Origin of the sequence: Paucidesulfovibrio gracilis DSM 16080 (assembly GCF_900167125.1) — a bacterium.
GTDB classification, from domain to species: Bacteria; Desulfobacterota; Desulfovibrionia; order Desulfovibrionales; family Desulfovibrionaceae; genus Paucidesulfovibrio; species Paucidesulfovibrio gracilis.
The window spans coordinates 1-23,169 of the sequence record NZ_FUYC01000006.1; the positions used below are offsets into that span (position 1 = coordinate 1).

The 23,169-nt window shown below is 60.1% G+C and carries 24 protein-coding genes; 16 read left to right on the forward strand and 8 right to left on the reverse strand.

Annotation, left to right across the window (positions count from 1 at the left end; genetic code table 11):
* Nucleotides 1-284: 284 nt before the first annotated feature.
* From B5D49_RS07945 to B5D49_RS07965, 5 genes are read left to right on the forward strand one after another with little or no spacing between them, the layout of a single operon-like run.
* Nucleotides 285-1,907 carry a hypothetical protein gene (locus B5D49_RS07945; RefSeq protein WP_078717161.1) on the forward strand — a complete coding sequence of 541 codons (1,623 nt, stop codon included), beginning with the start codon at nt 285-287 and terminating at the stop codon, nt 1,905-1,907.
* Nucleotides 1,867-2,169, forward strand: coding sequence for a hypothetical protein (locus B5D49_RS07950; protein WP_144019308.1), 303 nt, complete (start codon nt 1,867-1,869; stop codon nt 2,167-2,169). The genes B5D49_RS07945 and B5D49_RS07950 overlap by 41 nt, the downstream gene beginning before the upstream one ends.
* 15 nt (nt 2,170-2,184) lie before the next feature.
* The gene (locus tag B5D49_RS14740; RefSeq protein ID WP_144019311.1) at nt 2,185-3,342 is read left to right on the forward strand and encodes a methyltransferase domain-containing protein; all 1,158 of its coding nucleotides are present in this window, start codon (nt 2,185-2,187) and stop codon (nt 3,340-3,342) included.
* Nucleotides 3,343-3,378: 36 nt separating this feature from the next.
* A complete protein-coding gene (locus tag B5D49_RS07960) occupies nt 3,379-5,304 on the forward strand; it encodes an aconitate hydratase (protein ID WP_078717163.1) in 1,926 nt (641 codons plus the stop codon).
* A 39-nt stretch (nt 5,305-5,343) separates the two neighbouring features.
* The gene (locus B5D49_RS07965; protein ID WP_078717164.1) at nt 5,344-7,191 is read left to right on the forward strand and encodes a SurA N-terminal domain-containing protein; all 1,848 of its coding nucleotides are present in this window, start codon (nt 5,344-5,346) and stop codon (nt 7,189-7,191) included.
* A gap of 252 nt (nt 7,192-7,443) precedes the next feature.
* On the opposite strand, the gene B5D49_RS07970 is transcribed toward B5D49_RS07965, so the two are convergent.
* The gene (locus tag B5D49_RS07970) at nt 7,444-8,124 is read right to left on the reverse strand and encodes a hypothetical protein (RefSeq protein ID WP_078717165.1); all 681 of its coding nucleotides are present in this window, start codon (nt 8,122-8,124) and stop codon (nt 7,444-7,446) included.
* A gap of 265 nt (nt 8,125-8,389) precedes the next feature.
* Here B5D49_RS07970 and B5D49_RS07975 point away from each other — a divergent pair, with 265 nt between their 5' ends.
* Complete coding sequence (locus B5D49_RS07975) at nt 8,390-8,695, forward strand: cysteine-rich small domain-containing protein (RefSeq protein ID WP_078717166.1); 306 nt, start codon at nt 8,390-8,392, stop codon at nt 8,693-8,695.
* On the opposite strand, the gene B5D49_RS07980 is transcribed toward B5D49_RS07975, so the two are convergent.
* The 5 genes from B5D49_RS07980 to B5D49_RS08000 all read right to left on the reverse strand — a co-directional run bounded on the left by B5D49_RS07980 (nt 8,665) and on the right by B5D49_RS08000 (nt 12,950).
* Entirely contained in the window at nt 8,665-9,480 is an 816-nt protein-coding gene (locus tag B5D49_RS07980; RefSeq protein WP_159447172.1) for a class I SAM-dependent methyltransferase, read from the reverse strand. The genes B5D49_RS07975 and B5D49_RS07980 overlap by 31 nt on opposite strands.
* Nucleotides 9,481-9,544: 64 nt before the next feature.
* The gene (locus B5D49_RS07985) at nt 9,545-9,922 is read right to left on the reverse strand and encodes a PilZ domain-containing protein (protein WP_078717168.1); all 378 of its coding nucleotides are present in this window, start codon (nt 9,920-9,922) and stop codon (nt 9,545-9,547) included.
* 252 nt (nt 9,923-10,174) lie between these two features.
* The gene (gene amrA, locus B5D49_RS07990; RefSeq protein WP_078717169.1) at nt 10,175-10,729 is read right to left on the reverse strand and encodes an AmmeMemoRadiSam system protein A; all 555 of its coding nucleotides are present in this window, start codon (nt 10,727-10,729) and stop codon (nt 10,175-10,177) included.
* A gap of 17 nt (nt 10,730-10,746) precedes the next feature.
* Nucleotides 10,747-12,006 carry an MFS transporter gene (locus B5D49_RS07995; RefSeq protein ID WP_078717170.1) on the reverse strand — a complete coding sequence of 420 codons (1,260 nt, stop codon included), beginning with the start codon at nt 12,004-12,006 and terminating at the stop codon, nt 10,747-10,749.
* 308 nt (nt 12,007-12,314) lie between these two features.
* On the reverse strand, nt 12,315-12,950 hold the full coding sequence (locus tag B5D49_RS08000; protein WP_234990662.1) for a LysE/ArgO family amino acid transporter: 636 nt from the start codon (nt 12,948-12,950) through the stop codon (nt 12,315-12,317).
* 880 nt (nt 12,951-13,830) lie between these two features.
* Between B5D49_RS08000 and B5D49_RS08005 the strand changes: the two genes are divergently transcribed.
* Nucleotides 13,831-14,733, forward strand: coding sequence for a LysR family transcriptional regulator ArgP (locus B5D49_RS08005; protein WP_078717171.1), 903 nt, complete (start codon nt 13,831-13,833; stop codon nt 14,731-14,733).
* A gap of 217 nt (nt 14,734-14,950) precedes the next feature.
* A complete protein-coding gene (locus B5D49_RS08010; protein ID WP_078717172.1) occupies nt 14,951-15,142 on the forward strand; it encodes a hypothetical protein in 192 nt (63 codons plus the stop codon).
* On the opposite strand, the gene B5D49_RS08015 is transcribed toward B5D49_RS08010, so the two are convergent.
* Nucleotides 15,132-15,926, reverse strand: a complete 795-nt coding sequence (locus B5D49_RS08015; protein WP_159447173.1) for an RDD family protein — start codon at nt 15,924-15,926, stop codon at nt 15,132-15,134. The two genes, B5D49_RS08010 and B5D49_RS08015, sit on opposite strands and share 11 nt — an antisense overlap.
* A 135-nt stretch (nt 15,927-16,061) precedes the next feature.
* Here B5D49_RS08015 and dinB point away from each other — a divergent pair, with 135 nt between their 5' ends.
* The 7 genes from dinB to B5D49_RS08045 all read left to right on the forward strand — a co-directional run bounded on the left by dinB (nt 16,062) and on the right by B5D49_RS08045 (nt 21,860).
* Nucleotides 16,062-17,318, forward strand: coding sequence for a DNA polymerase IV (dinB, locus tag B5D49_RS08020; protein ID WP_234990663.1), 1,257 nt, complete (start codon nt 16,062-16,064; stop codon nt 17,316-17,318).
* 125 nt (nt 17,319-17,443) lie between these two features.
* Nucleotides 17,444-17,617 (forward strand): hypothetical protein, encoded by a 174-nt coding sequence (locus B5D49_RS14950; protein WP_200806779.1) that lies wholly within the window; start codon nt 17,444-17,446, stop codon nt 17,615-17,617.
* A gap of 10 nt (nt 17,618-17,627) precedes the next feature.
* The gene (gene fliJ, locus B5D49_RS08025; RefSeq protein WP_078717174.1) at nt 17,628-18,068 is read left to right on the forward strand and encodes a flagellar export protein FliJ; all 441 of its coding nucleotides are present in this window, start codon (nt 17,628-17,630) and stop codon (nt 18,066-18,068) included.
* Nucleotides 18,028-18,690, forward strand: a complete 663-nt coding sequence (locus B5D49_RS08030) for a MotE family protein (RefSeq protein ID WP_078717175.1) — start codon at nt 18,028-18,030, stop codon at nt 18,688-18,690. Before fliJ ends, B5D49_RS08030 begins: the two co-directional genes overlap by 41 nt.
* Nucleotides 18,690-19,508 carry a tRNA pseudouridine(38-40) synthase TruA gene (gene truA / locus B5D49_RS08035; protein WP_078717176.1) on the forward strand — a complete coding sequence of 273 codons (819 nt, stop codon included), beginning with the start codon at nt 18,690-18,692 and terminating at the stop codon, nt 19,506-19,508. The genes B5D49_RS08030 and truA overlap by 1 nt, the downstream gene beginning before the upstream one ends.
* On the forward strand, nt 19,459-21,366 hold the full coding sequence (locus tag B5D49_RS08040; RefSeq protein ID WP_078717177.1) for a hypothetical protein: 1,908 nt from the start codon (nt 19,459-19,461) through the stop codon (nt 21,364-21,366). The genes truA and B5D49_RS08040 overlap by 50 nt, the downstream gene beginning before the upstream one ends.
* A 218-nt stretch (nt 21,367-21,584) precedes the next feature.
* Nucleotides 21,585-21,860: an RNA recognition motif domain-containing protein gene (locus B5D49_RS08045; protein ID WP_078717178.1), complete on the forward strand. Its 276-nt coding sequence runs from the start codon at nt 21,585-21,587 to the stop codon at nt 21,858-21,860.
* On the opposite strand, the gene B5D49_RS08050 is transcribed toward B5D49_RS08045, so the two are convergent.
* On the reverse strand, nt 21,857-22,249 hold the full coding sequence (locus B5D49_RS08050) for a hypothetical protein (protein ID WP_078717179.1): 393 nt from the start codon (nt 22,247-22,249) through the stop codon (nt 21,857-21,859). The two genes, B5D49_RS08045 and B5D49_RS08050, sit on opposite strands and share 4 nt — an antisense overlap.
* Nucleotides 22,250-22,406: 157 nt before the next feature.
* Here B5D49_RS08050 and B5D49_RS08055 point away from each other — a divergent pair, with 157 nt between their 5' ends.
* Entirely contained in the window at nt 22,407-23,111 is a 705-nt protein-coding gene (locus B5D49_RS08055; protein ID WP_078717180.1) for a hypothetical protein, read from the forward strand.
* Nucleotides 23,112-23,169: the final 58 nt, after the last annotated feature.

The following is a 23,169-nucleotide window of genomic DNA, read 5'->3' on the forward strand; positions in this document are numbered from 1 at the left end:
CTTTGGAAAGGGGGTCCAGGGGGAAGAACCTTTCTTCAGAAAGGTTTTCCCCCTGGTCGCCGAAGGCCATAGGCAAAATTGTTCAAACATCTTTTCTGTGGTCCCTGTCGGGGACCGTGGAAACCGGGAGCTTGATGCGCGGGGCGATTCAAGCTACATAGCTTCCTTTACGGACGGGTACGCGGGGTCTGGCGGTCTGAGGGGAGTCGCTTTGGGCTGCATGGTTTTGCGTATCCGCTAGTGCGTAGTCTCTGACTGCGAATTGTATCTTTTCCGGGAGAAGTATGACAACCGAATACGGCAAAAACAAACCTTCGGGCCAGGACATCCGCAAAGAACGCTTTGACGAGCTGCTGGACTTGGACGCCCGAATCCTCAGACTGCTGGTGCAACGCAGCCGTCTGCTCGGCAAGGAAGCCTCCTGGCGCAAGGCCAAGGGCAAGGCCCGCATTGACGCGGCTTTGGAAAAGGCTCTTTGGGCCGAGTGGGAGCAGGCCGGTCGCCAGGGCGATCTTCCCCCCCGCCTGCTTCGCCAACTCTTCAATCATGTGAATTTGTTCGGCCAGGACGACGTCAAGGGACGCCGCCGTGCGGACGCCTATATGCTGGCTCCCCGGCGCGAGCCTGTGGACGTGAACATGGTCGCTCCCCGCTGCCTGCGGCGGACGCGGCTGTGGCTGACCCTGGCCGCGGCTACGGGCAAGCCGCTCACCCTGTATCCCATTATTCTGAACGACCCCTTTATCGAATTGGTCAAGACCCTGAACCAGGCCGGTGGCAACGCCTCCTGGACCGGCGATGATCAGGCCGACGTGCAAAAGGGACCGGGGTTGGAGTTTGAGGGACGGCTGCTTTTCGCGGGCGACGATCCCTTGAATTTTTATCTGCTTCTGGGCCTGGCTCTGGGCGAAGCAGGCCGCATGAAGTTTTCCGGCGGCCCGGGACTCAAGCTTCTGGATCTCTCCACGGTCAATGCCGTGTTACCTCGTCTTGGGGCGCGGCTGGTGCCGCTCAACCCGCATGGCGACGGTCTGCCCGCGCGCTTGGAGTGTGGCGGGGAAATGGCCGCGAAAATTCGTCTGCCGGAGTCGGCCTCGCCGGAGCTGGCCATAGGACTGGCTTTTGCGGGATGGACCTACGAGCGGGGGTTGGTGCTGGACGTCTCCCAATGTCCGGAGGCACTGCCCGGGTTGACCGAGGTCGTGGAGGTGCTCACGGACGCGGGACTGGATGCTGCGTTGGACGGTGACGTTTTCAGCGTGAAGCATGGAACGCCTGTGATCCCGGAACAACCGGATCTGCCGCCGGACGAGGTGCTTTCCGCCTACCTTCTCGCCCTGCCGCTGTTTGCGGACGGCAAGGTCTCCCTGGACCGTTTTCCTGCGCAGCACTCCGTGACTGAAACCGTAAACGCGCTGGCCCGGTATGGTGCGGATTTGCAGCATGAGGACGGCCGGCTTGTTTCTTCGGCGTTAAAGCTGCCGGACACGAATGTTGATCTGGGAGATAACTCCGGGCTTGTGCCGCTGGCCCTGGTTTTGGCGTTACGCTCCCGTAGGGAACTGTTCGTGCCGATTCGCAACGATGCGGACATGGATACCGCGGTACAGTTCCTGAACCATCTCAACGCCAGTTATTCCATGCAGGAAGACGGGCTGCTCGTGGCTCCTTCGCAATTGCGTTGGGATGGCTCCTGGGCCAGTCCCTCACCGTATTTTTGTCTTGCCTCGGCATTGGTCTCGTTTCTGCGTCCGGGCATTGCCATTGAAAATCCCGGTATGCTCACCGCGCTTTGGCCGCAATTTTGGAACCTCTTCAATACTCTGCCCACGGGCCGCATGAAGCCCAAGGCACCGGAGCCTGAACATGACGCACCTAAGCGACGTAGAATCAAAATCGGCAAATGATCGTATCGCGGAATTGCGGGTCGAACTGAAAGCCCTGGAAACGGAAAAGGCGCAGCGCGCCGCGGAAGAAGCCAAGTATCGCGCCAAGGAAGATTCTGTGCAGCGGATATCCTTTGCCAAGGAAATCTTTGACCTGCACCAGGATCAATTGCGGCTGGAGGTGGAAGCGGAATTCGTACGCAAAAAGATCCGGCGGCTGGAACTTGGGTATGCCGAGGACGCTGTTCCCGAGACCGACACGCCGGACGGGTTTGTTTTTTAGGCCGGGCAGGCGATTGTGGATACGCCCCTTGAATGGATCAATGTCCGGGCTGTTCCCGATGCGGCGCCGGGTACACGCGTGGCGTTGTTTGGAGCCGGCAACGGCTCCAGGGAATTGTTGCGCCATTGGGCCGGAAAGGGCGGTTCTCCCGAGGTGGTGGCCGTGCTCGACAACAACCCCACCCTGCAAGGGCATAGGTTTCAGTCTCTGCCGATTATGGATCCCGCCCGCCTGCCGGAACTGGACGTTCAACTCGTGATTGTGACCACTGTTTCGGGCGCTGGTCCCGTTTCTGAGCAGCTTCAGACCATGGGGTTGCGCCAGGAGCGGGATTTCGTCCTGGTGGGCCGCTATCCAACGGCTGGCTGCATTGCGAATTTGCGGAGCGTGGTACGACTGCTCGACCAATATGGGAAATGGCCCGAACAATCGTTTTTGCATGTGGGACCAGGGGGATTTTTCGGACTGGAATGCGCTCTTCTGGCTCTCTCCCCGGAAAATGCCGAGCTTCGGGGTGTGGCCGTGGACGCCTATGCGTTCGACATGCACTGGCCGGACGTCACGCTTCTTGAAGATCGGTATGCGCAGGTGCGGGATCTGCTGCCGGAATTGGCCCGGGAACTGCACGTTTCTCCGAAGGCGGCCCTTGAGCGTTGGGACGCGTTGTTCACGCGGCAGGCCGGGCGCCTGCTGCTGGAATCGAACCAGCTGAAGTTTGCGTTTCCCCATCGGTTTTCCTGCCTGCCCGAGCCGGATGGTTCGCAGGATGTGGTTTGCTCGTTTGCGGTGCTCGAGCATGTGCGCGCCCCGGAACGGGCCGTGGCGGAAACACGGCGCATCCTCCGTCCTGGAGGCGTGGCCGTCATGCAAGTGACCACGCAGGACCACCGCTCTTTCGGTGTTGCCGGAGACCATACCCCCATCTCGTATCGGCGGCATTCCGAAGAAGAGTGGGAGACCATCACCGCGAACACGTTTTATCAAAACCGGCTGGCCCCGTTTCAATGGCGTGAATTGTTTGAGGCGCAGGGGTTCCGGATGCTGGAATACCGCGTCTTGAAGCAGTACGTTGCCCCGAAGCAGGAGTTGGATGAGCTGCATCCCGATTTTCGGGGCTGGTCCCGTGAGCAGCAACAGGAAATGGATTGCCTTATTGTGGCGGCCAGGGATTGAGCCGCTGTAACCTGTCAGACTATTGCAAGGACTGTCATGGGCGAGAACATCACCAGAAAAATCATCGGCGCGCACCGGCTTTCCGGGGAGATGACGCCGGGAAGCGAGATCGGGCTTCGCATTGATCAAACGCTGACCCAGGATGCCACCGGAACCATGGCCTGCCTGCAATTCGAGGCCGTGGGCCTGGATCGGGTGCAGACCGAGCTTTCCGTCAGCTATGTGGACCACAACACGCTGCAAATGGGTTTTCGCAACCCGGACGACCACCGCTATCTGCGGACCATGGCCGCGCGCTACGGCATTGTGTTTTCCCCGCCCGGCACCGGGATTTGCCACCAGCTGCACCTGGAGAATTTTGCCCGCCCCGGCAAGACCTTGATCGGATCGGATTCCCATACGCCCACGGCGGGCGGCGTGGGCAGTCTGGCCATGGGGGCTGGCGGGCTTTCCGTGGCGCTGGCCATGGCCGGAGAACCGTATACCATTTCCATGCCCAAGGTGGTGCGCGTGCAGCTCACCGGCCGTCTTTCGGGCTGGGCCGCGGGCAAGGACGTAATCCTTGAACTTCTGCGTCGGCTCACGGTCAAGGGCGGCGTGGGCAAGGTTTTTGAGTTCGCCGGACCCGGCGTGGCCTCGCTCACCGTGCCTGAACGCGCCACCATCACCAACATGGGCGCGGAACTGGGAGCCACCACCTCCATCTTCCCCTCGGACGAGCGAACCCGCGAATTCTTCCGCATCATGGGCCGCGAGGACGAATGGACGGAATTGGTGGCGGATGCGGACGCGGAATATGACGAGACCATTGAGATCAACCTTTCTGACCTGGAACCGTTGGTGGCGCAGCCCCACATGCCCGACAGGGTGGTACCCGTGCGCGAACTGGCCGGGCTGCCCGTGAGCCAGGTGGCCATCGGCTCCTGTACCAACTCGTCCTATGCGGACCTGAAGACCACGGTCCAGGTGCTCCAGGGCCGACGTCTGCCGCCGGAAACCGATTTGCTGGTTTCCCCGGGGTCCAAGCAGGTGCTCAAGATGCTGGCCGCGGAAGGGCTGGTGGAACCGCTGCTGGACGCGGGGGCGCGGCTTTTGGAATGTTCCTGCGGACCCTGCATCGGCATGGGCGGCTCTCCGGTGAGCCAGGGCGTGAGCGTGCGCACCTTTAACCGCAACTTTGAGGGCCGGTCCGGCACCAAGGACGCCCAGGTCTATCTGGCCAGCCCCCAGACCGCCGTGAATCTGGCCCTGGCCGGAAAGTTCACGGACCCGGCCGAGTGGGGCGCGGCTCCCGAGCGGGTGGAATTGCCGCAAACCGCGCCCAGCATCCGGCATCTGTTCATTTTCCCGCCGGAGAACGGTTCTGACGTGGAAATCCTGCGCGGACCGAACATCGTCCCCCTGGAAAAGTTCGATGCCCTGCCCGAGGTGATCGAGGCAGGCGTCAAGCTCAAGGTCGGCGACGACATCACCACGGACCACATCCTCCCGGCCGGAGCGCAGATCACGGCCCTGCGGTCCAATATCCCGGCCATCAGCCAGTACATCTTCAGCCGGGTGGATGAGCAGTTCGTTCCCCGCATCCTTGAGGCCGGAGGCGGCATAATCCTGGGCGGGGAGAACTACGGCCAGGGTTCCAGCCGCGAACATGCGGCCCTCGGTCCCCGTCATCTGGGCGTGCGCGCCGTGATCGTCAAATCCCTGGCCCGGATTCACCGCGCCAACCTCGTGAACTTCGGCATCCTGCCCTTGCTGCTGGTGCGGCCTGAGGATTACGACCGTCTGGAACAGGACAGCGAGTTGCGCATCCGAACCGCGGCGATTGCGCCCGGCGCAACGTTTGAGATCGAGGTTTCCGGCGCGGAAAGCGTGGACGTGACAAATGATTTGACGGAAAAGGAACTGAATATTATCAAGGCAGGCGGTCTTTTGAACTTTGTGCGCGAGGCCTCGCGCGCCTAGCTTTCCCAAGCTCAACCACAGGCATCAAGGACGCTTCCAATGCTCGACAAAATGCGGGAAAACGCCCAAAGCTGGGGCATTAAGATACTCTTCGGCATCATCATCCTTGCCTTTATCTTCGCCTTCGGCTCCCCTCAGGATTCCGGCGAAACCGTGGTGGCCTATGTGAACGGCGACCCCATCGGCGTGGACGATTTCCAGAAGAGTCTGCCGCGCACCGCGAACCAGAATCCGGACATCAAACGGTCCGTGCTGTTTCAAATGGTCAATGAACTGCTCTTCCAGCAGGTGGCCCGGGAAAACGGCATCACGGTTTCCGATGCGGAACTGGTCCGGCAGATCAACGCCAATCCCCAGTTTCAGACCAATGGCGCGTTCGACCTGGAACGCTATAAGACCATCATGGGGGGACACCCCGAAGACTTTGAACACCGTCAGCGGCTGAACCTGCTCATGGGCAAGGTCAACCGGTTCGCCGCGTTGCCCGCCATGCCCAGCCAGGAACAGGTGCGCGGTCTGTTCCTCTGGCAGAACGAACAGGCCGTGGTGGAGTACGGCGCGGTCAACCCCCTGAATTTTCTGAATCAGGTCGAGGCGCACGCCGACGAAATCAAGGCATATTACGAAAAGAACCAGGCGGCCTTTACGCAGCCCGCCAAGGCCGACTTCCAATACGTGACCTTTACTCCGGCGGCTCTGGCCCCGAATCAGACCGTCACGGAAGAGGAAATCCAGACGTATTACGATGAAGTGGGGCAGACCTTGATCAGCGAAAAACGCTATCAGTTCCGCCACTTGCTTCTGCCCATGGGACCGCAGCCCACGCAGGAGGACTTCAACGCCCTCCAGAAAAAAATGGAAGGCATCCAAAAGCGTTTGGAGCAGGGCGACGCGTTTCAGGATCTGGCCAAGGAATTCGCGCTTGCCGAAGATCCCGCACCCGGCCAAGCCATCTGGATGAAGCCCGCAGAAATGCCGCAGCCCGTAGCCAACGCCCTGACCGGGTTGGAAAACGGCGAAGTGAGTCAGCCCTTGGTCACCAAGGCCGGACTTCAGCTTGTGCAGCTGGTGGACAAAGAATTGCCCCGCCCCCTGACCCTGGAAGAGGCTCGTCCCATCATCCAAAAGCAGCTCGCCCAGGAAAAGGCCTCCAAGGTGCTTGGCGACAAGCTGGAGGAGACCATTTCCCAGATGAATCAGGGCGTGGAACTGGACCAGATTGCGGAAAATCTCAACCTTTCCATTGGTGAATCCGGCCCTCTGACCCGCGAGGAACTGGTGGCGGAATTCGGACTCAGCGATGAAGCCGCGGACACCCTCGTGACCCTCATGGACGGCACCACCACCAAGACGCCGCTGCGCCTCGGCAACGGCGGATATCTGGTGGCCCGCAAGACCGCGGAGCTGCCCGAGGTGGTCATGCCCATGGAACAGGTCAGTGAGCAGATTGCTGCGGACATCCGCCGTAAAAAGGCTGCGGAACTCGCCAAGGAAAAGGCCGAGGAAATTCTCGTGCAGGCCTCCAAGGGCCAGGAGCCGGACCTCGGGGTACTTTCCGTGTCCATGCATCGGAGTGAACCGTTCGTGCGCTCCGGTCAGCTTCAGGGCATTCAGGTGGATCCTGCGCTGACGAATGAGGCGTTTACAGTGCAGCCCGGAAACTGGTTGCCTTCCGTCTATACCTCGTCCGCGGGGTTCGTTGTGGCTCGTCTTGTGGAAAAGCTGCCTGCCTCTGAGGAGCTTTGGGAACAGCAGCGCGAAGGCTGGAAGGACGCGGCCCGTGAGATCTACCGGCGTGAAGTTTATCAGGCCATGGGCAATTCCCTGTTCGAACGGGCCAACAACCAAGGCGGCATCGAACTGATCCGTCCTGACCTGTTGAACTAAACGTCATCCAATCAGCAGAAAAAACAACAAGGGGAAGGGCCGCGGCTCTTCCTCTTTTTTTTTGAGCATGGTTCAGGGGGGGCGCCACCAGGCAACGCGTGACCCGGGAATGAACAATGGAGCGGCCAAGCTGTGACGTTCGGCTTTGACCATTGGCTTGTGCAACGTGAGGTCGCACCGCACCGGTTTGCCGCCAAAAAAAGCGCCCATGACGCAAAATCATGGGCGCTTTGGTGTATATGTCCGGACGGATCAGGAGCGCAGACGGCGATAGCCCAGCAGGCCGAACAGGCCGGTGCCGAACAGCCAGACCGCGCCGGGAATGGGGGTGGTCATGGTGGAGATGTTGTCCATGCCCACGAGGTCCGTGGAATTGACCCAGAAGGAGCCAACAAAGGACGTATCGGTTTCAAAGCCAAAGTAGATGGAATCACCGAGCGCCACGGATTCCGAAACCATGGAGCCGAGGTCCACGGTGTAGGTGCCGTTGGTCAGGCCAAGCGTCAGGGTGTAGCTCTCGCTGGAATCGAACCCCGTGAGGTAGAAGCCGACGGCCTTGTGTTCCCGGGCTGGGTCAAAGAAAATTTGGTAGCCACCAGGCCCGCCTGCGAGTTCATTCCAGTTGCTGTAGAAACGATCCCCGGTGGCCGCGAAGCCATTGACGTGCGCAGCCGTGCCGGTGTCAACATACCCAACGCCGACCATGTCGCCGACATTCAGGTCAAGCCAGGGCGATGCGCCGGCCGCGACCTGTCCGTGATCCACGTCAAAGGTCTCGGTCACGTTGTCGATATATTTGTTGAACAGGAATTGTTCCAAGGCAGGCGCGTCCACGCTGCCGATCCCGTAGGATGCGGTCACGTTGGCGGCCATGGCCGGTCCGGCACCGACGATCATAACCAGAAAAAGAATAACGCCCCATATGTTTTTCATGTCTTCCCCCTCTGTGCCTCTTGCCCTTGCTGTCACGGGGTGCGACAATGCACAGGCTTTTTTGACATGGTGACACTATACGTCGCCGCGTGGGAGTGCTCAATAGCTCCCGGGCAATTTGGGGGGGAATCCCGGGAGTCGGGAACCTCTCTGGAGTACAGGGCTTTTTGTATGGCTTGAGCGCTTTTTTTCGGACGGGGTGTTTTTTTTTCGGCGTACCCCAAGGAATGCACGGCAAATGCCGTGGGCGAGGGGGAGGAATTGGATGAGTGGACCAAAGGCCTCATATCGGTTTTTCCGCAACACGGAGTGCAAATATTTTCCGTGTCACAAAACCAGTTTCCCGGAACGATTCAATTGCTTGTTCTGCTTCTGCCCCTTGTATTTTATGGATGACTGCGGGGGGCGGTTCACCCGTCTGGAAAGCGGACACAAGGACTGCTCGCATTGCATGCTGCCGCATACCCCGGAAGGGTATGACTATGTGCTGAAAAAATTGCGGACCTGCTTTCAGCGTCCCTGCCGTCTGCGTTTTGACGATCAGGAGGAAACCGGCAAAAAGCAGGGCTGATTCCGGTTTTCTCCGGACTTTTCCAAAATGGTCACGTCCTGATAGTGGCCGGATCGGATACCGCGCCAGCTTCCCCGACGCACATCCGCCAGGCGCAAGCCTGCATGCCGCACCACATGGTGCACGAACGAAATATCGTAGCCGATCGCCTCTTCGGGGTCTTGCCTGTTTTGCAGTCGGCAGGGACCAACCCCATGCCGCAGATAGACGCCCACACTGGTTTCCCGATCAAGCCGGCGGGATTCGTCGTCGATGAGAAACCACGTGACATAGGCTCTGCCGCAATGGTCCAGCACCCGGGCGATTTGCTTCATATAGGCGATCATGTCCTCGGGCAGCATGTGGGTGAACACGGAGTTGAGCAAGACCAGATCGGCAGACCGGTCCTCGCAGGGAAAAACAAAGTCCCGGGCTGGTATGGACCCGGCCGGATTGTAGAGGGCGTTGTTCACGTGGACGGTTTGGAAGAGAAAATTGGGAAAGGCAGGGGTCAGGTTTTGTCGGCACCAATCCACGCCAAAGGGGTAGACATCGAATCCGAAATAGCGTGCATGGGGACTGAGGTACCCCGTGAGGGGAACCGCGGCCCGACCAGCGCCGCAGCCCACGTCCAAAATGCGCTCGCTGGGCAATAATCCGCACCAGTCAACAAGGCGGTGCAACAGATTGCGGCCGATACGAACAAAATCCCCGCCGCCGAATTGGATCGCAAGTTCCTGTGGCGGAATCAGGCCCAGGGAAACAGCGTCCAACGAACGTTCAAGATGTTCCTGCATGGCGATCATAGCTTCTCCGGCAAAAAAATCCTTTGCCGGAGGAAAAGCAAAAGCCATGCCCAACGAATCCGGGTCAGCCTGGAATCGTTTCGCTGTTTAAAAATACTTCCAGATAATAGTCCAGCTTGGATTCCAGGGGTTCGTCAAATTCAATGCCCACCTGAACGGAACCCTGATCAGTCCGCACCCAGATGACCCGCCCCGTCAAATCGTCCATGGGGCATGTTGCGCCGGTTCCGCCGGCCATGATGCGTACGGGCATGTCTTCACGAAATGCCTCAGCGGTTCGCGGATCCTTGCTGTTGATCCGCATGCCGCCACCGGAAATATCCTCCACGGCAAAATCATGCGGTCCGGTTCGTAAAGCCAGTTCACAAACAGCGCCCCGTCGGCATTCATACCGGACGTGCATTCGACGTTCCTCAAAACGTCGGGTTGCTTCCTGGGTCATGGTTTCCCTCCTGTGTGCAAGCGGCGGAAGCCTTTTCCGGCATCATCCATTCCAAAAACGAAGAAACGATCCGGAAATGGCTCCCCGTCCGGCCGGGTTGACGGCCTGCGGCGCCGTAGGGCGCACCACGCACTGACGCTCGGTCCATTGCTCTTGTCTCCGTTGCCCGGACCCCGCGTCATTGCGGTCCGGGACTCCATACGAAATCGGTCCGGCATGCCCCGTTTCCCATGCCGGACTGGATGCGAATCATTAAAAGATTTCTGCTTCGAACCAATACAGGTTGGTTCCCGCCTTGTTCCAGCTGTTTTCCGCAAGGCCAGCCTTGACGCAAACCTGGCGGAGGAACTGCTCCCGGTTCCAGCCCCATTCCACAGGCACCTGCGGCAAAAGCAAGCCGGAGTGCGGTCCGCGCTGCACGATCAAACCATGTCGGCCCACAACGATTTCATTCACGTCCCGGCAAGGTTCAATGGGGCTGAGCACGGAAATTTCCCATTCCAGCTCGTCAAATTCTTCCGGCTTCAGCGGGGGAAAGCGGGGATCGGAAAACGCGGCGGCACCGGCCATTTCCCACACAGAACGCCAGACTTCACCGGATCCCTGCACATTGCCGATACAGCCGCGCAGTTGGCCGTTTTTGGTCAGCGTGACGAAGACGCCGAAGGATTCGCGCAGTTTTGCCGTGGGCGGTTCGGGAGGTTCCATCTCCTGGCCGGTAAGCTGGGACGAGATGCCTTGCTTCACCAGATCCCGAAGGTAGGCTTTTTCTTCATCGGAAATTAAAAAAACGAATTGATGCGCCACGTTATTGCTCCTTTCATTCAACCTTGGGAGCGCATTTGGTCGGCGCGGGGAACCCCGAGCATGACCAGCGCCCCAAGGACGTACATCATGATTACCGTACTCATACCCATGCGCTGGCTTCCGGCCAACAGGGTGATCCAGCCCACAAGCAGCGGACCGGCAAAGGATGTGAGCTTGCCCGACAAGGCGAACAAACCGAACATCTGGGCACGAAGCTCTTCCGGGGCCACGCGGGCCAGCCAGGATCGGCTGGATGCCTGTACCGGGCCTACAAAGATACCAAGCAACAAACCGAAAATCCAGAAGAGCGCCTGGGACCGGGTCACCAGAATGACCAGCCCCGGGACGATCAATCCCACCAGGGAAAGCAAAATTGTTGCCCGCGCTCCCACTCGGTCGTCCAGCCAGGCAAAGACCACGGCTCCCAGGCCCGCAGTGATGTTCAGGCCGATGCCGAAATAGATTACTTCCTGGGTGCTGAGTCCGAATGTTCCCGCAGCATAGATCCCACCGAATGCGAACATGGTGGTGAGACCGTCGTTATACAACATGCGCGCCACAAGGAAGCGGACGATGTGTTTATGGGCACGGACGTTACGCAGGGATGCGCGGAATTGGGCAAATCCCGAGGCCATGCAGGACGTGAACGGTCGTCCGGAACCCGCGGTGTCCGGCGTCCAGAGAAACAAGGGGAGCGCAAAGACCAGATACCAGAGTGCGGAAAAAGGACCGATACTGCGGATGTGCTCGGCTCCGGTACGGGGCAGGGCAACCCAGGCCGGCTCCTGAATGAATCCGAACAAGGCCAGCAGCAGGCAGGTCAGCCCACCGACATAGCCCAACCCCCAGCCCCAGCCGGACCAACGGCCCATGCGTTGCGGCGAAACCAGGTCCGGCAGCATGGCATTGTAAAATATCATGGCAGCTTCCGCTCCGATGGTTCCGAGACAGACCAGTACCAGAGCGAACCAGACGCAATCCGGGGAAGGCCGGACAAACCAAAGGAGAGCCGTAGCCGAAACGCAAAGCAACGTGAATGCGGCCACCCAGGGTTTACGGCGGCCATGCTGGTCGGCCACGGGGCCAAGCAACGGACCGCCCAGCCCCACAGTCAAACCGGCAATGCCGAGCATGTTTCCCCAAAGCGCTGTGCCGGTTTCAGGATTCGCGGCAACAGCCCCCGCAAAGTACGCGGCAAACACAAAGGTCTGAATCGGAGTGAAAAATCCGTTGTTGGCCCAGTCGTACAAGGCCCAAGACCATAGTTCGCGCCGCACGCAACCTCCAGGAAAAAATACGTTCTCCCGCGTGGGTAGCGTAATTCGACACCAACGGCAATGCCCCTTGCCCCTTGCGCCGTGCCGGGAATACCGTGGAAATACGCGGTTGGTGCGGGTTCAGGGAAAGGACGGTAAAACGGCATGGAATAGTAACATATTGATATAGTTACATATATTAAAAAAGTGCCATGGGAACTTGGGCATGCCTAACGGGGACAGAGCAAAATGGAAGCTCCCTCAAAAAAATGAATTTTTTTGCGAAACAAGCAAGATTTTTCCAGGGCGGCAACCCGTAAAGGCCCGGATCAGACCAATTGGCCTCGGACCAGAGAAAACGCAATGCCCCACATCACAATGCAGACCATGCCGTCAAGGACACGCCAGGAGATGGGGCGGCGAAACAAGGGCGCAAGCTTGGCTCCTCCAGCGCTTAAGAGGCAAAACCACACCGCGGAAGCACTGATGGCTCCAATACCGAATGCCCAGCGTGCTTGTCCTTCGAACGTGCCACTCAGGGAACCGATCAGAACGACTGTGTCGAGCCAGGCCTGGGGATTGAGCAGGGTCACCACCGTGGTGATCAGCAATGCGCGGCGCAGACTCAGCCCCTGTTGGCGGTCCGCGTGGAGCGACCCGCCGCGGAGGGCGGAACGAAAGGAACCCAACCCATACCAGAAGACAAAGGCAGCTCCGGCCCATGTGGCCACGGAGGCGGCCACCGGATAGGAAGAAACCAGGCCGCCGGCCCCGCCCACACCAAGGCCGATCAGCAGCACATCAAACACAAAGCACAGAGCGGCCACGGAATAATGGTGCTCGCGGCGAACCGCCTGGCCCAGCAAGAACGCGTTCTGCGCGCCGATGGCCACGATCAGCCCGAGGCACATGCCAAATCCCTGAATCCAGGCACCCCACTGTGCCGATGTCATCAATTCCATCATATAACGTTTCCTTTGATTATCACGTATTCCGCCGGAAGCATGCCCTGCGAACTCATCCCGATGACCACTCTTTCATGCGGAGGCAAAGAGTTTACTGCTCTTTGCGAGGGGCAACCCTTTCTTGCAGAAAGGTCTTTCCCCTCGCGCTCCCCTTCCCAAAGACCGTTCATTACTCGCGGCTTGCGCCGCTCGGATTCTCCGCCAGGATTTACCGGGATTGGTTGAGCGGAGCAGTCCGTCCAACCCCTCCCAGCCGCGCCGGGCGCGGTCGGTAAATGGGAGTCCAGGGGGCCACGGGCCTCCTGGCCGCCGGAGGCAAAGAGTTTACTGCTCTTTGCGAGGGGCAACCCTTTCTTGCAGAAAGGTCTTTCCCCTCGCGCCCCCCTTCCCAAAGACCGTTCATTACTCGCGGCTTGCGCCGCTCGGATTTTGCGCCAGGATTGCCGGGATTGGTTGAACGGAGCAGTCCGTCCAACCCCTCCCGGCCGCGCCGGGCGCGGTCGGTAAATGGGAGTCCAGGGGGCCGCGGGCCTCCTGGACGCCGGAGGCAAAGAGTTGACTGCTTTTTGCGAGGGACAACCCTTTCTTGCAGAAAGGTCTTTCCCCTCGCGCTCCCCTTCCCAAAGACCGTTCATTACTCGCGGCTTGCGCCGCTCGGATTTTCCGCCAGGATTTACCGGGATTGGTTGAGCGGAACAGTCCGTCCAACCCCTCCCGGCCGCGCCGGGCGCGGGCGGTAAATGGGAGTCCAGGGGGCCACGGGCCTCCTGGCCGCCGGAGGCATGCCTTTCAATCCATGGATTAGAGAGCAATACGACCTGTTCGTGGAAAAGTAAAATTACTTCTTTTCAGACTCTATAATTTTTACTAATACTCCACCATGTTTGACTACAAATTAGTGGAAGCGCTGGCGCGGGTGTTGTCCGAGGGCGGGTTTGAGCGTGCGGCGCGGGCGCTGCATGTGACACAGTCGGCTGTTTCGCAACGGGTGCGCCTGCTGGAAGAGCGCATGGGCTGTCCGCTCTTGGTGCGCGGTACGCCACTGCGTCCCACGGAAACGGGTCAGGCGGTCTTGCGTCATTTTCGTCAGGTGCGTTTGCTGGAGGCGGATTTTGCGCGGTCCATGGAAGAGCGCGAGGTGGAATTTCAGTCCTTGCCGTTGGCTGTGAACGCGGACAGTTTGGATATTTGGCTTTTGGATGCGCTCGGGCCGTTGGTCCGGGAGCGTCGTATTCTCTTGGACTTGGTGATGGACGACCAGGAGCGGACGCATGAGCTGCTGGTGCAGGGCGAGGTAGCGGGCTGCTTATCCACGCGCACCCAGCCATTGCGTGGGACGCGATGTCGGCGTTTGGGCGTGATGCCGTATGTGTGCTGCGCGTCGCCGGAATTTGTGGAGGAGTGGTTTCCATCGGGCGGGCCGGACCGTGCATCTGCGAGGCGGGCGCCGGCCGTGCTTTTCAACCGCAAGGACGAACTGCACGATGCATTTTTAAGTGGCCGGACGGGCTGGACGCGATCCGAGTTGCCGTCGTACCCGAGGCATTACCTACCGTCTTCCATCAAGTTTGTGGACGCAGTGCGCCTGGGAATGGCCTATGGCATGATTCCGGCTCCGCAGGCCGCGCCGTATCTGGCGACAGGGGAGCTGGTGGATGTATCGTTCGGGCAGTCCCTGGCAGTGGAGATGTTTTGGCATCAGTGGGACTTGGAGAGCGGTTTGATGGATGCGGTGCGCAAGGCGTTGCAGCGGGCGGCGCTCCAGGTGCTGGTGGAAGGGTAGGGCAACATTACTGTACCAGGGGAAAGGACATGCGCTTGGAGCTGTGCTACGAATCCGTGGGGAGTCGCGGTGCTGCGTGTCTGCAGTTTTTGGGTGGCCGCGGCCTGTTTTTCTGGGTGAAATTCCGTTGAACAGTGCTGAAAAACAGGGGAATCCCCCATTGTCAGAAACGTTCGGCGTGGTATGCCTCCAGGGAACAATCGCCGTGGAGGTCGCCATGTGCAAGCTGATCCCATACTGCCCGTTTTACAAAGCCTATGCGAATGTAGAAGATCCGTTTGTTCAGGACGTTTTGGCCCGGTATTGCCATGCGGAGGGCGAGGGCTGCGCGCAACGTGAGGCCCAGGAAATGTACGGCACGTTTTTGGGCGTGAATCTGTGTCCCGGCGGTGAGGTCATCACGGGTTGACGGATCCTCTGCCCACGCGCTCCCCTTCCTGACGCCGCACCACAAGGCATCCGGCCATCATGTCATGCAGTCCCTGACGCCGTTTGGTGAAGAGAATCATCAAAAATCCCAGAAAGAAAAAGGCTGATGAAATGGTTTTGGCGAAGTAGCGCACTGTGGTGCGCAGCAGCCCGGCCCGTTTCCCTTCAAAGTCCACCACCTTGATGCCAAGCATGATTTTGCCGGGCGTGGCCTGGAGTCGCGAGCTTTCCATTCCCACATAATAAACACAGGTCAGGGGCAGCGGCAGCACGTTGGCGAAGAACACATTGAAGTCGGGATCGTCGAAGAGGCCAGGCGCGAGCAGCGCAGCCAGAAAGGTGAGAAAAAAGATGGCGGCCCCAATGAGCACGAAATCCACGATAAAAGCGCCCAGCCGTTGGGCCGGGGAGGCATAGCCCGCCGGAGGAATCCATTCGCCCTTTCCAGAGGAGAGCGGGGAGCTTTTTTGCGGTTGGTTTCGGCGTTGCGCAAAGCGGGGGCGTTTGTCAGGTTGGGTGGCGTCGGAATCGTGCCGAGGTTCCGCCTCCGGCGGATCGAACCGAAAGCCACCGATATTCGGCGGGACATCTCCAGGCGCTTGCGAGGGGTGTTCTTGAGCGCCCGTCTTGCGGTCGGGAGCTGGCTGCTTTTCTCGGCGCGGCATGTCCGGGGGGGCGGTTTTGGGCCTGTTCAAGGAAGCGCCGCACTGAAGGCAATAGGTGGCCTGTTCCGGCATTTCCGCTCGACACTTGGGACAAATCATGCTCACACCTCGATGCGCTGGGCCGAATGGGAGAACTTGGACCCGTGATACTTGAAGGAACGCACATGCTAGTCTGATGCATGAAAAAAGTCTATAGCATACGAACGATTGACTGCAATGGAAAAGGAAAATCCAATGCCTGCTCCTGTTTGGATTCTGCATATCGATATGGACGCGTTCTATGCCTCCGTGGAGCAGATGGACCAACCCGAGCTGCGGGGACGGCCCGTTGCCGTGGGGGGCATTGGCGGCCGGGGGGTGATCTCGGCGGCGTCGTATGAAATTCGTAAGTATGGAGTGCGTTCGGCCATGCCCGGGACCACGGCACGGCGGCTGTGTCCACAGGGGGTGTTTCTGCCGGTGCGCATGGAGCGGTACAAGGAAGTTTCGCGCCAAGTCATGCACGCGTTGGAGGAATTTTCTCCCCTGGTGGAACAGGCCAGCGTGGACGAAGCGTACATGGACGCCACCGGACTGGAGCGGCTTTTCGGACCGATTCCGGAGTTGTGCGAGACCATCCGCGCCCGGGTGCGCAAGGCCACCGGAGGGCTGACCTGTTCGGTGGGAGCGGCGCCGGTGCGGTTTTTGGCTAAAATCGCTTCGGACCAGAACAAGCCGGACGGAGTGTTTCTTATTTACCCCGAGGACGTGGATTCGTTTTTAAAGACCCTGCCCGTGGGCAAGATTCCCGGGGTGGGCAAGCGCGGGCGGGAAATCTTGCAGGAACTGGGCGTGCGCTACGCCGGGCAGATTCCGAATCGTCCTCGCGCGTTTTGGGAACAGCGGTTCGGCAAATGGGGCGGGGAGCTGTATGACCGGTGCCGGGGCATGGGATCCACGGAGGTGGTCCCGTATGCCGCGCCCAAGTCGTGCAGCGCGGAAAATACGTTTGAGCGCGATACCCTGGAGACCGCGACATTGCGGCGTTGGCTGCTGGCCCAGAGCGATCGCGTGGCATCGGACCTGCGGCGGCACGGCGTACGGGGCCGGACCGTGACCCTGAAAGCCAAGTTCGCGGACTTTCGGCAGGTCACGCGCAGCCGCAGCCTGGATCATCGCACGAGTGAAACCGACACGATTTATGGAACCGCCTTGGAATTGCTGGAGGAACTTTGTCCCAAAACACCCTTGCGGCTGATTGGCGTGGGCGTATCCAATTTTAGCCCCCGGTCCCGTCAGCTTTCCTTGCTGGAGCCGGAGGAAACAAGCCGTCCGGATCCGAAGAAGCAACACCTGGAGCAGACCGTGGACGCCATTCGTCGGCGGTTTGGTCCTGGAGCGGTTCGGCGGGCCGCGCTGCTGGAAAAACCATCGGACAAGTCGGAGCCTTCAAAGCATGGGGACGGGCAATCCTCAGGCGGCAACGGCCGGGACGGATCGTCCGGGCATTGACGTTGCAGCGTGTTGGGGCGGGTTGTCTCCTTGCCAAAGCCCCTTGGTCCCGCTTAGAAAGAGGAATGGTGCAGCGCCCGTTTTCCTGTGGGCGCGTGTTATGAATCATCGGTTTGGAGGATGGTATGGTTCTTTCCGAAAACGAAGCCAAGTTCAAGTTTTGTCCCCTGCTCAAGACCACGGAAGATAAAATGAAATTTTGTCAGGGATCCATGTGCATGATGTGGCGCCGGCACGACAAAGACAAGGACAAGGGCTGGTGCGGCCTGGCCGGAAAGCCCCTGAACGCGGCGGGCTGAGCAGCGTCGTATGGCCAAGCCGTTCCATTTTCCCCTCCAAAAGGTATTGGATTACCGCGAACAATTGGAGGATCGCGCACGCCTGGCCCTGGCCAAGGCCCATAAGGCGCATGAACAACAGCGCGGCGTGGTGGAGGATCTGAAGGAGCGCCTCACGCGGCACCAGCGCCGGGGAGCCGGGCAGGACGCGGACGCCAATGACATCTGGCTTTGGCAGCAATACAAGCAGGCGTTGGAGCAGGATTTGTCTTCGGCCCAGGGGCGGCTTTCCAAACTGGCCCTCAACTTGCAAAAATGTCGGCGTGAAGCCGTGCAAGCGTCAAAAGACCGAAAACTCCTGGACAAACTCAAACAACAACAGGCAGCCAGACACCGCGATGAAGAACAACGCAAAGAGGAAAAGGAAAACGATGAAATGGCAGCGCTTCGTTTCCGGCATAAAGATTTCTAGAGTCCTCAAAACCTTGGCGGTATTGGCCCTGTTCAAGCTCGTGCTCCTGGGCGTGCTCTGTCTGGACGGGCCGGATCCGGTCCCCTCGGCCGTGTCCACCGCCGCAGCGCCGCAATCCGAGGCTGCTCCGTCCGGGCCAAGTCTCGCCACCCAAGCCGTGAGCGCCGTGTCCCCGACGCAGGCCATGGCCCAGGAGGACGCGCCGGACGCGGCCACCGAGCAGGCTCCGCCCGAAGGCATGGACCCGGCGGACTGGGCCGTGCTCAAGCGCCGGGAAGAAGAATTGGCCGCCAAAGAACGCACCCTGCGGGAGCTGGAATCCAGCGTCCAGGCGGAAGTGGAAAAGCTGGAAGGTCTCAAAAGCCAGCTGGAAGCCTTGCTCAAAGACGTGAAAAACGTGGAAGACGAGCGGCTCCAGAAGCTCATCAAGGCCTATGCCAACATGAAGGCCAAACAGGCCGCGGCCGTGCTCGAAACCATGGATCAGGCTCTGGCTGTCAAGATTCTGGCGGGATTGCAGGGGCGGCAGGCCGGTGAAGTTCTCAGCTTCATTGAAACGCGCAAGGCCGCCGAACTTTCCGAGGCGCTCACCAATCTGCGCGTACCGTTTGAGCAGCCCTGATGTGCCGGATTTGCCTGACCCTGGCCTATGACGGAACCGATTATGCCGGTTGGCAGGTGCAGCCCGGACAACGCACGGTGCAGGGGGTGCTGGAACGCGCCCTCCGGCCGTTGATCGGAGTGGGCGAGGATGTCCGCGTCCACGCCTCGGGCCGGACGGACAGCGGGGTGCATGCCCTGGGTCAGGTGGCGCATGTGGACGTGCCGACCTCGCGCCGCGATCTCCCCTGGCAAAAAGCCCTGAACGCCACGCTCCCTCCGGACGTGCGCGTGGTGGCGGCCCGCGAGGTTCCCGCAACGTTTCATGCCCGGTTTTCCGCCATTTCCAAAACCTATGCCTATACCCTTTGGCTGGACCCGGACTATGTGCTGCCCCAGCGCCGCCGCCATGTCTGGCATTGCGGTCCCCTGGACCTGAATGCTCTGGACCGGGCCGCGGCATTTCTGCTGGGGGAGCAGGACTTTGCGGCCTTTCGCAACACCGGCACGGAAACCAGGTCCACGGTTCGCACCATGCACCGTGTATGGCGCTCATCGGGCGTGCATCCCGCGGAATGCGTGCTGCGTTTTCAGGCATCCGGCTTCCTCAAGCAGATGGTCCGCAACCTCACGGGCTGCCTTGTGGCCGTGGGCCGGGGTAAAGCCGAACCGGAAAACGTCCGATCCTACCTGAAGGAAGGGGACAGGAGCGCCGCGCCTGCCACGGCTCCGGCACAGGGGCTTTGTCTGGAGCGGGTGGAGTATCCGGATGTCCCGTTCCCGGATGGTAATGGTGACGAGCATCAAATGGGATCCAGCCGCGCCCCTGCCCGGGGCTGAACCGCAACGCACCACGCTTCGACCGGATCGTGGTCCTTCGGTCACGTCCGAGGTCTCCCAACGGTATTCCCAATCCCGCAATGAATTGACGCTCCGCAGAGAAGCGCCGGCCCTGGCGCAATCCCTGGAGGAGCGCATCCAGCGTCTGGCCCGCGCCGTGGAACACTTTGCCTGGCCGGAGAATTTTCCGGATCAAACCAGCGACCCTGCCAAGGCGCGAACCGTGCAAAACGGCATGGGCGCTCCATTGGTCTCGGCTTGGTTGCCCGACCGGGCCGCGCCCTATGACCGCTATTTTTCCAAAGGGTTTGACTGGCAGGCCAATGCCGCCGACACCTTGGGACTGGATCCCGGGGAGTATTCCTTTACCCTGGAGCATCAGGACGAGACCAGTGAATTGACCGTAACCCTGGACGCGGACATGACCATGCCCGATCTGCTGGACGCGGTGGCCCTGGCCGTGAACAACGACGACCGGAATGTGCAGGCCCGGCAGGTCAGCCAAACCAGTCCGGGATTGCACGCCCCCGGTCAGGTGGCCACGGGCCGGTCCCTGGCCGTTTCCGTGAACCCGGCCTACGGCGCGGAACTTCCCGTGCTGCGGGATACGTCCGGGCATTTGCTGGCCGCGCTGGATCTGCGGGAAAATCCGCGCATTCCGTCAGGCAACGCCCCCCCGGTCCCGGCGCGGTATTCATTGCAATCCCTGTCGCGCTACAGCCCTACGGCGTTTCAATCCACGGCCGTGGATCCGGGCGCGGCGCCGCCGTTGGAACCAGGCACCCACGCCTTTGCCTACACGCACGGCAGCGAGTCCGGCACCTTTTCCATGGATGTGCAGGCGGACGACACCTGGGAGGACGTGCTTCAACGGTTTGCGCGTACGGCCAATGCCTCGCAGAGCGGATTTATCGCGGCAACCGTGGAACGGGAACGGGTCTCCTCGGCCATGCCCGAAGGCGAGTGGGGCGATTTGCGCGGTTCCGGGCTGGCTCTGGAGATGGTGGCCACCGCGCCCAAACTCGGCCAGCGGCTGCAAATTGCAGGAGATGAGGACGCGGAAGACGATTCCGGTCAGGCCGCTGCCACGTTTTTGGATATCCTTGGGCTGAACGCCTCGGCCCGTCCCGGCACGGACGCCCGGCTCGCCGTGGACGGGCGGGAACGCGAACGCGCGCCCGGCGTGTTTGCCCTGGACCAGGGCCGTGTGCGCCTGGAAGAGACCGGATCCGTGGGCAGCGGGGAACTGCATGTGCAGGAAGCCTATGCGTCTATGGTGGAGCAGCTGCAGGACGTGACGCTTGCCTATAACGATTTGCGGGAATTTTTGTTGCGGGATGCCGAGCTGTTCCAACCCGGACTGGCCGCGACCTGGCGGGCGCCGCTTCAGGCCTTGGATAACAGCGCGCAGGCAATGAACCTGAACGGCACGGCCACGCCGCAACCGGATGTGAGCGGTTCAACGTCCGGATTGGAGCGGCTCGGTCTGCGGGAGTTCGGCACGGATAAGTTGCTCTGGTTTGATCATGACGCCTTTTTTACGGGCCTGGGATCCGATCCCAAGCAGGTACGGAGCCTGCTGTTGGATGCGGGGCAGGGGCTGCTTCCGGCCTGGGCCGACCTTGCCGCACGGACCGATCCCCGGTCTGCGTTGGCAGACCACGCCGAATCCCGCCCTGGTGCGGCATGGACCGTTACGGAACAATCCGGTTTGCCGGATCCTTTTCAGCCGGACCTCACCCCCCGTACCGAGGTGCAGTTGGAGCAACAGAGCACCCTGGTAAACCTCCTCGACGACATGGGGTCCGATCCGTTTGACCTGCCTTCCGGGAGAAAGATTGTTGACCGCTCGGGGTGAACACTGTTTCGTTGCTGGTGGATCAACGATGATCAATGGTGACCTTTTTTTGTGCACCACGAAATTTTGTACGGGAATATGTATAATCCGCTTGCCCGCATGATGCGATTGCGCTATTGCCGAAAGCAGGAGTGTTGACTTGTGTACGGGTGGCGTTTGGCAATGCAAAAGTGTCTCCCGGAAACAAGCGTTGTGTCCCATCTTTGTTTCAGGAGGCGATGATGAAGTCCATCTACGTGGGGAACATTCCGTTCCGAGCCACGGAGGACGAGGTGCGCGAGATGTTCGATCCGTTCGGCGACGTGCACGAGGTCAAATTTGTTATGGATCGCGAAACCGGCCGCTTCCGCGGATTTGGATTCGTGCGCATGGATGACGCCGCAGCCTTGGAGGCTATCGAAGCCCTGGACGGCAAACAATTGGGCGGAAGAGCCCTGCGCATCAACGAGGCACGGGAGCGTTCCCCCAGACCGCAACGCCAGCAAAGCTATTAACGCTTTTGAGTTGCAGTACACCCGTCAACAGCCCCCGCCTCGTCACGGGGGCTTGCTTTTTTCCTCCGCATACCGTTTGTCCCCCCCCAGCACTCGTGATGATCAATTGTGGCCATCGATGCTGGTGACCTTACCAGCGTGGCCGCCGCGGGCGAACCTCTGGCGGCAAGCGCGGTCCCATCGTCCACAGGCATAGGGCAAGTCAGCCTGTTTCCGTTGATCCTGGCCTTGCGGCCACAACCAGAGGCGTGACGTGCGGACAGGAAGCCGTAAACATTTTTCAATGGAAGCGAATTTTGCTTGTTTGAAAAAAGCTTGAATATGAGGAATGTTAAAAACAAACTAATACTTTTGTCGTAGATAAATTCATCCCTTTGACCGATTTTCATCCCTAAAGAATCTTCCTATATTGTCGATAATGATTATCATCAGGGTAGAGGTTTGCGACATCAATGGGATAGCAACCTGCTCTGACAGGAACATTCCAAAATGATAACATACCTTTTCAGTATGAAATCGTCTTTGGGGCAATACAAGGAGGCGGCCATGACCAACACTGGAACCACCATCTATCGCGGCTTGGGTGTCTTGGTGCTGGCGGCGCTTCTGCTCGCGATCATGGGAACCGGGGCAAGGGGCGCAATCATCACGCCGCAGTGGGGCATTGGCTCGACTGACGGCGCAGCTCTGGAAACCGCGTTCTTCAGCGGGTACACCGATGTGACCACGGAAACCTTTGCCGGGTTCACAGCCAACACGCAGGGTCCGCTGACCCTCACCGTGGGCGCACTCACCGGCGGCGGCTATATCGGGGACGACACCACGGCCCAGTCCGGGACCGGCGAGTACTCCGTGGGTTCGGACGTGAACTACTGGAGCAACGGCACCCCCGGGCAGACCGGCAACAAGAACGGCTACACCCTCAGCTTTGCGGACCCGGTCACAGCGTTTGGGTTCTACGCCCTGGACTTCCACGATGTGGGCGGCGAGGTGGAGCTGACTTTCAGCACCCTTGGCGGGGACACGACCCTGAATCTGTATGACCTGGTGGGTGAACAGTCCAACGGAAGCTTGATCTACTTCGCGTTTTCCAGCAGCGATCCCATCAGTTCCGTTGGCTTTGCCCGGGCCGGAGGCGATGGCTACGCCATCGACAACATCAGCACGGCAACGCCCATTCCCGGGGCTGTGTGGCTGCTGGGCGGCGGCCTGGTGGGACTGCTCGGACTGCGTCGACGCGGCGTGGTGTAAAGAGGCTCTGTGTTGATGCTGACGGCGGTCATCGGGAAGTCAACACGTTATATCCCCC

What these genes read in the sequence shown, in the direction of transcription:
- B5D49_RS07970 (WP_078717165.1), bottom strand. Translation starts at nt 8,124, where the DNA reads ATGAAAAACATATGGGGCGTTATTCTTTTTCTGGTTATGATCGTCGGT.
- B5D49_RS08010 (WP_078717172.1), top strand. Translation starts at nt 14,951, where the DNA reads ATGTGCAAGCTGATCCCATACTGCCCGTTTTACAAAGCCTATGCGAAT.
- B5D49_RS07980 (WP_159447172.1), bottom strand. Translation starts at nt 9,480, where the DNA reads ATGATCGCCATGCAGGAACATCTTGAACGTTCGTTGGACGCTGTTTCC.
- B5D49_RS07950 (WP_144019308.1), top strand. Translation starts at nt 1,867, where the DNA reads ATGACGCACCTAAGCGACGTAGAATCAAAATCGGCAAATGATCGTATC.
- B5D49_RS08050 (WP_078717179.1), bottom strand. Translation starts at nt 22,249, where the DNA reads ATGAAAATCGGTCAAAGGGATGAATTTATCTACGACAAAAGTATTAGT.
- dinB (WP_234990663.1), top strand. Translation starts at nt 16,062, where the DNA reads ATGCCTGCTCCTGTTTGGATTCTGCATATCGATATGGACGCGTTCTAT.
- B5D49_RS07965 (WP_078717164.1), top strand. Translation starts at nt 5,344, where the DNA reads ATGCTCGACAAAATGCGGGAAAACGCCCAAAGCTGGGGCATTAAGATA.
- B5D49_RS08015 (WP_159447173.1), bottom strand. Translation starts at nt 15,926, where the DNA reads ATGATTTGTCCCAAGTGTCGAGCGGAAATGCCGGAACAGGCCACCTAT.
- fliJ (WP_078717174.1), top strand. Translation starts at nt 17,628, where the DNA reads ATGGCCAAGCCGTTCCATTTTCCCCTCCAAAAGGTATTGGATTACCGC.
- B5D49_RS07960 (WP_078717163.1), top strand. Translation starts at nt 3,379, where the DNA reads ATGGGCGAGAACATCACCAGAAAAATCATCGGCGCGCACCGGCTTTCC.
- B5D49_RS07945 (WP_078717161.1), top strand. Translation starts at nt 285, where the DNA reads ATGACAACCGAATACGGCAAAAACAAACCTTCGGGCCAGGACATCCGC.
- B5D49_RS08000 (WP_234990662.1), bottom strand. Translation starts at nt 12,950, where the DNA reads ATGATGGAATTGATGACATCGGCACAGTGGGGTGCCTGGATTCAGGGA.
- B5D49_RS07985 (WP_078717168.1), bottom strand. Translation starts at nt 9,922, where the DNA reads ATGACCCAGGAAGCAACCCGACGTTTTGAGGAACGTCGAATGCACGTC.
- B5D49_RS14950 (WP_200806779.1), top strand. Translation starts at nt 17,444, where the DNA reads ATGGTTCTTTCCGAAAACGAAGCCAAGTTCAAGTTTTGTCCCCTGCTC.
- B5D49_RS08005 (WP_078717171.1), top strand. Translation starts at nt 13,831, where the DNA reads ATGTTTGACTACAAATTAGTGGAAGCGCTGGCGCGGGTGTTGTCCGAG.
- B5D49_RS08030 (WP_078717175.1), top strand. Translation starts at nt 18,028, where the DNA reads ATGAAATGGCAGCGCTTCGTTTCCGGCATAAAGATTTCTAGAGTCCTC.
- B5D49_RS07975 (WP_078717166.1), top strand. Translation starts at nt 8,390, where the DNA reads ATGAGTGGACCAAAGGCCTCATATCGGTTTTTCCGCAACACGGAGTGC.
- B5D49_RS08045 (WP_078717178.1), top strand. Translation starts at nt 21,585, where the DNA reads ATGATGAAGTCCATCTACGTGGGGAACATTCCGTTCCGAGCCACGGAG.
- B5D49_RS08055 (WP_078717180.1), top strand. Translation starts at nt 22,407, where the DNA reads ATGACCAACACTGGAACCACCATCTATCGCGGCTTGGGTGTCTTGGTG.
- B5D49_RS08040 (WP_078717177.1), top strand. Translation starts at nt 19,459, where the DNA reads ATGGTGACGAGCATCAAATGGGATCCAGCCGCGCCCCTGCCCGGGGCT.
- truA (WP_078717176.1), top strand. Translation starts at nt 18,690, where the DNA reads ATGTGCCGGATTTGCCTGACCCTGGCCTATGACGGAACCGATTATGCC.